Annotated in this window: 5 protein-coding genes; 1 reads left to right on the top strand and 4 read right to left on the bottom strand. The window is 73.2% G+C overall.

The window, feature by feature from the left end; translation table 11 throughout:
• Positions 1 to 284 precede the first annotated feature (284 nt).
• The 4 genes from ACWC94_RS42220 to ACWC94_RS42205 all read right to left on the bottom strand — a co-directional run bounded on the left by ACWC94_RS42220 (position 285) and on the right by ACWC94_RS42205 (position 3022).
• On the bottom strand, positions 285 to 1202 hold the full coding sequence (locus tag ACWC94_RS42220) for an SDR family oxidoreductase (RefSeq protein WP_450803087.1): 918 nt from the start codon (positions 1200 to 1202) through the stop codon (positions 285 to 287).
• A 217-nt stretch (positions 1203 to 1419) separates the two neighbouring features.
• On the bottom strand, positions 1420 to 1785 hold the full coding sequence (locus ACWC94_RS42215; RefSeq protein WP_055707160.1) for a hypothetical protein: 366 nt from the start codon (positions 1783 to 1785) through the stop codon (positions 1420 to 1422).
• A complete protein-coding gene (locus tag ACWC94_RS42210; protein ID WP_450803085.1) occupies positions 1785 to 2456 on the bottom strand; it encodes a hypothetical protein in 672 nt (223 codons plus the stop codon). The genes ACWC94_RS42215 and ACWC94_RS42210 overlap by 1 nt, the downstream gene beginning before the upstream one ends.
• Entirely contained in the window at positions 2447 to 3022 is a 576-nt protein-coding gene (locus ACWC94_RS42205) for an RNA polymerase sigma factor (RefSeq protein ID WP_450803083.1), read from the bottom strand. The genes ACWC94_RS42210 and ACWC94_RS42205 overlap by 10 nt, the downstream gene beginning before the upstream one ends.
• A 153-nt stretch (positions 3023 to 3175) precedes the next feature.
• Between ACWC94_RS42205 and ACWC94_RS42200 the strand changes: the two genes are divergently transcribed.
• Positions 3176 to 3649: Asp23/Gls24 family envelope stress response protein (locus ACWC94_RS42200; protein WP_450803081.1), on the top strand; the 474-nt coding region annotated here is incomplete at its 3' end.

Genomic DNA, 3649 nt, shown 5'->3' with positions numbered 1-3649 from the left:
CGCGTCCGCGTCATCCTCGTCCATGGCGACCACCTACCCGCCTGGGGGCTCTACGGCCGCTTCCGCCCTGGGAAACCACTCCCCGGGCAGTGCACCGCGTCCGTATACGGCAGGGGCCCGGGCATGTCCTTACGGTCTCCCCGGGGCCGAGTCTCGTGCTTCCGGCGTGTTACCGAGCGTTCTGATCGGCCGGTCCGGCCGGCTCTCGCTCTGCGATCGCAGCATGCGCGGACGTCGCACGGCCTGTCGGACACCCTCTGGACGCCTCCGGCCCCCGTCGCGGGTCAGGTCTCGGGCCTGACCGACATCCAGTCGGCACGGCCGCCCGCCCCGAGCACGTCGGCCTCGGCCCCGAGTTCGTCGGTCGATCCCTCCCGCAGTTCGCGTCGGGCGATGCGGCCGACCACGAACGGGAAGACCGGCCGCAGCGGCTGGCACCAGCGCAGCCACGGGGGCGCGTAGATGCTCCGGGCACGGTGTGTGATGCCGGTGGCGAGCCAGTCGGCCACCTGCGCCGGACTGTGGACCCGACGAGCGAAGGGCGGCTGGTGCCGGCGGAGGGCTCTCAGCACCGGGTGCTCGTCCATTCCGGCGATCATGTCGGTGCCGGTCCAGTGCAGGTAGGCGATGCCGACGGCGACCCCCTCGGGGGCGACCTCACCGCGCAGTGCCAGGGCGAAGGACTCCGCGCCTGCCTTGGACGCGCAGTACGCGCTCATCATCGGAGCGGAGCCGAACGCTGCGGTCGAGGCGATCTGGAGGAAGTAACCTCCGGTCCGCGTGAGTTGGGGAAGGAAGGCCCTGGCGGTGTTCGCCGCCCCGACCAGGTTGACGTCGACGACGCGTCGCCACAGCTCGGCCTCGGTGCGGGTGAAGGGCCCGCCGACGGCGATGCCGGCGTTGGCCACGACGACGCCGGCCGGTCCGAGCCGCTCCTCGACCTGCCGCGCAGCCCTGTGGAGGGCGGCCTGATCGGTCACGTCCGCCTCGATGCAGACGGTCATGACGGCCAGTGACGCCGCCACCTGGGACAGCGTCTCCTCCTCACGACCGAGCAGAGCGATCCGCATGCCCTCCGCGGACAGGCGCCGCACCAGTGCCTCGCCCACGCCGCGCGCCGCCCCCGTGACCACAGCGACCCGGCCCCGCAGTGGGCTGCCGCGCACGGCGGCAGGCGGGCGGCTGCCGAGGACAGTACGCATGCGAACCTCATCTCTCCCGCTGCCGTGGTCGGCCGCCTCCCCGCGTACCCGTAACTCACAGCCGGTCACCCCGCACGAGAGCCGGATCGTCGGCGGCATCGAGGCTTGAGCCGCGACCGCCCATGTAGGACTTCCGGACGGGAGCAGCGTGCTCCCACGGTCGGCGACCTGCTGCTTGCCGAACGACGGTTCGCGGGGCCTGTGCCCGCGCCGCCGCTCATGCCGCGTCGCGCCAGGCGGCGATACCGGTCACCGTGACCGCGACGGTGACCGGCTCCGCGGCACCGTGGGTGGCGAGGTGGGTGACGAGGGCGGCTGTCACCCGGTCGTGGACGTTTCGGGCGATGTCCAGCGCCCGCCGACCCTCCGTCAGGACGCAGCGCACCTCGATGTGCCATCCCGAACCGTCCGGCGCCCGGTCGGCGCGTACGCCGGCCTCAGGTGGCGTGGTGTCCGCCCGGGTGGGCGCGGCGGCTGCCGCGAGGCGCCGCGCGAGGCGGGGTTGCAGGGCGGCCACGCCAGGAACCGCGAGGGCTGCCTCGGCCGCGACGCCGAGGAGCGCGGTGGTGCCGGTGGCGGTCATCATGCGCCACCGCCCGTCGGGAGGCGGGGACCGAGGGTCGGTCCCGGTTCCAGTACGTCGGCCACGGTGATGTCGACGGCTGTCACCGTGAGCCCCAGGTCCTGTCCGGCCGAGTGGAGGACCGATCGGCGTACCTGGTGGACCCGGTCGGGCAGCGGGCGGTCGAGGGCGGCGGCCAGGGTCATGGTCACCCGCACGTCGGTGCCGTTGCCCTCGGGTACGAGCCGGCAGGTCGCGGCCCTGGCACCGGGGACCGTGTCCGCGGCCCGCCTCAGCACCTTCGCCGCGGCGCTCTCGGCGATCCGCAGGTCCCGGTCGGGGTCGGCCAGGGGCAGCAGCCGCCCGAACCGGACCTCTGCCCTGACGACGTCCATGACCCGGTCGGCGAGTGCGTGCAGGCCCGGAGGGTCCTCGTCGCGCAGCGCCCGGGCGGCCGCGTTCACCGTGGCCAGTCCCTCGACCGCCTCTCGGCAGTATGGACAGGACACCGGGTGCGGGTCCGCGGCCGGCGGTGCGTCCCGTGCCTGTTCCCAGACCCGGCTGAGCAGGCGGCCGCAGGGCAGTACCTCATCGCCTGCGATCGGGGGCACGTCGGCGGCGGCCCAGCCGTTGCGGGGCCCGTCGGCTCCGGGCGGTTCGGGAGGCCGCGTGTGCGGGTCGTCTAGCGCCATGGGCCCATCGCCTCCTGCAGGGATCGGCGTGCCCTGAACAGTCTGCCGCGTACCGTCTGCTCGCCGGTACGCGTCACGTGCGCTATCTCCTTGTAGGGCAGGCCCTGCACCTCCCGCATGATCCAGCAGACCCGCTGTCCGGCGTCCAGCTCGGCGAGTGCGGTGAACAGGGCGGCCGTGGCCGCGTCCTGCTCGGCGGTCCGGGCGGGCTGGCTCCACGCGTCGCCCGCCGCGGGTTCGGCGACGGCGTCCAGGGGGAGGGGCGGCGGCCGGCGGCGGCACATGGTCTGGCAGCGGTTGACGGTGATCCGGTACATCCAGGTGCGGAACTCCGCCCTGTGGCGGTATTCCGGCAGGTGGCGCCAGGCGCTGACGAAGGCGTCCTGAACGGCCTCCTCGGCGTCCTGGGGGTTGCCCAGCATGCAACGGGCCAGGGTCAGCAGGGACCGGCTGTGCCGCTGGACGAGAACGGCGAAGGCGTCCTCGTCTCCCTCGGCCGCCCGTACGGCCAGCAGGCGGTCGGGCAGGTCGCACCCCAGTCGTGGGGAAGCAGTGCGTTCGATCATGACGCTCCCACGCAGGCTCGGAACGAGCGTGTACCCCTGATACGAGTTGTGACGCACATCACATGCCAGACGCGTGAGGATTGTGCCGCCCGGTATGTCCAACGTTCGACGGGCGCCATTCCGGTGTCCGGCCGACCGATCGAGGCGACCGCCATGACGGACAACATCACCAGCGTCGGCGGGGGCAGCCGGCCCGAAGCGGGCGTGAGCGCGCTCAAGGGCCGCACCGGGGCCGGGGCTCCGGCCGAGACACGGGGCAGGACCACCATCGCGGACGGTGTGGTGGCCAAGATCGCGGGCATGGCCGCCCGCGAGGTACCGGGCATCTACAACCTGGGCGCCGGCATGGCCCGCGCCTTCGGAGCCATGCGGGAACGCGTCCCCGGCGCAGGCGGAGGCGGAGCGGTCACCCGCGGCGTCAAGGTCGAGGTCGGGGAACGCCAGGCCGCGGTGGACCTGGACGTCGTCGTCGAGTACGGCGTCTCCATCGTCGACGTCGCGGGCGGCGTACGCACCAACGTCATCAGCGCCGTGGAGCGGATGACGGGCCTGGAGGTCGTCGAGGTGAACATCGCCGTCGACGACGTCCACCTGCCCGACGACGAGGAGGAACAGACCGAACTGGAC

Source organism: Streptomyces sp. NPDC001135 (assembly GCF_053598395.1).
The sequence above is the reverse complement of the archived record's forward strand: the minus strand, read 5'-3'. Positions and strand labels throughout refer to the sequence as shown.

What these genes read in the sequence shown, in the direction of transcription:
- ACWC94_RS42220 (WP_450803087.1), bottom strand. Translation starts at nt 1,202, where the DNA reads ATGCGTACTGTCCTCGGCAGCCGCCCGCCTGCCGCCGTGCGCGGCAGC.
- ACWC94_RS42215 (WP_055707160.1), bottom strand. Translation starts at nt 1,785, where the DNA reads ATGACCGCCACCGGCACCACCGCGCTCCTCGGCGTCGCGGCCGAGGCA.
- ACWC94_RS42205 (WP_450803083.1), bottom strand. Translation starts at nt 3,022, where the DNA reads ATGATCGAACGCACTGCTTCCCCACGACTGGGGTGCGACCTGCCCGAC.
- ACWC94_RS42210 (WP_450803085.1), bottom strand. Translation starts at nt 2,456, where the DNA reads ATGGCGCTAGACGACCCGCACACGCGGCCTCCCGAACCGCCCGGAGCC.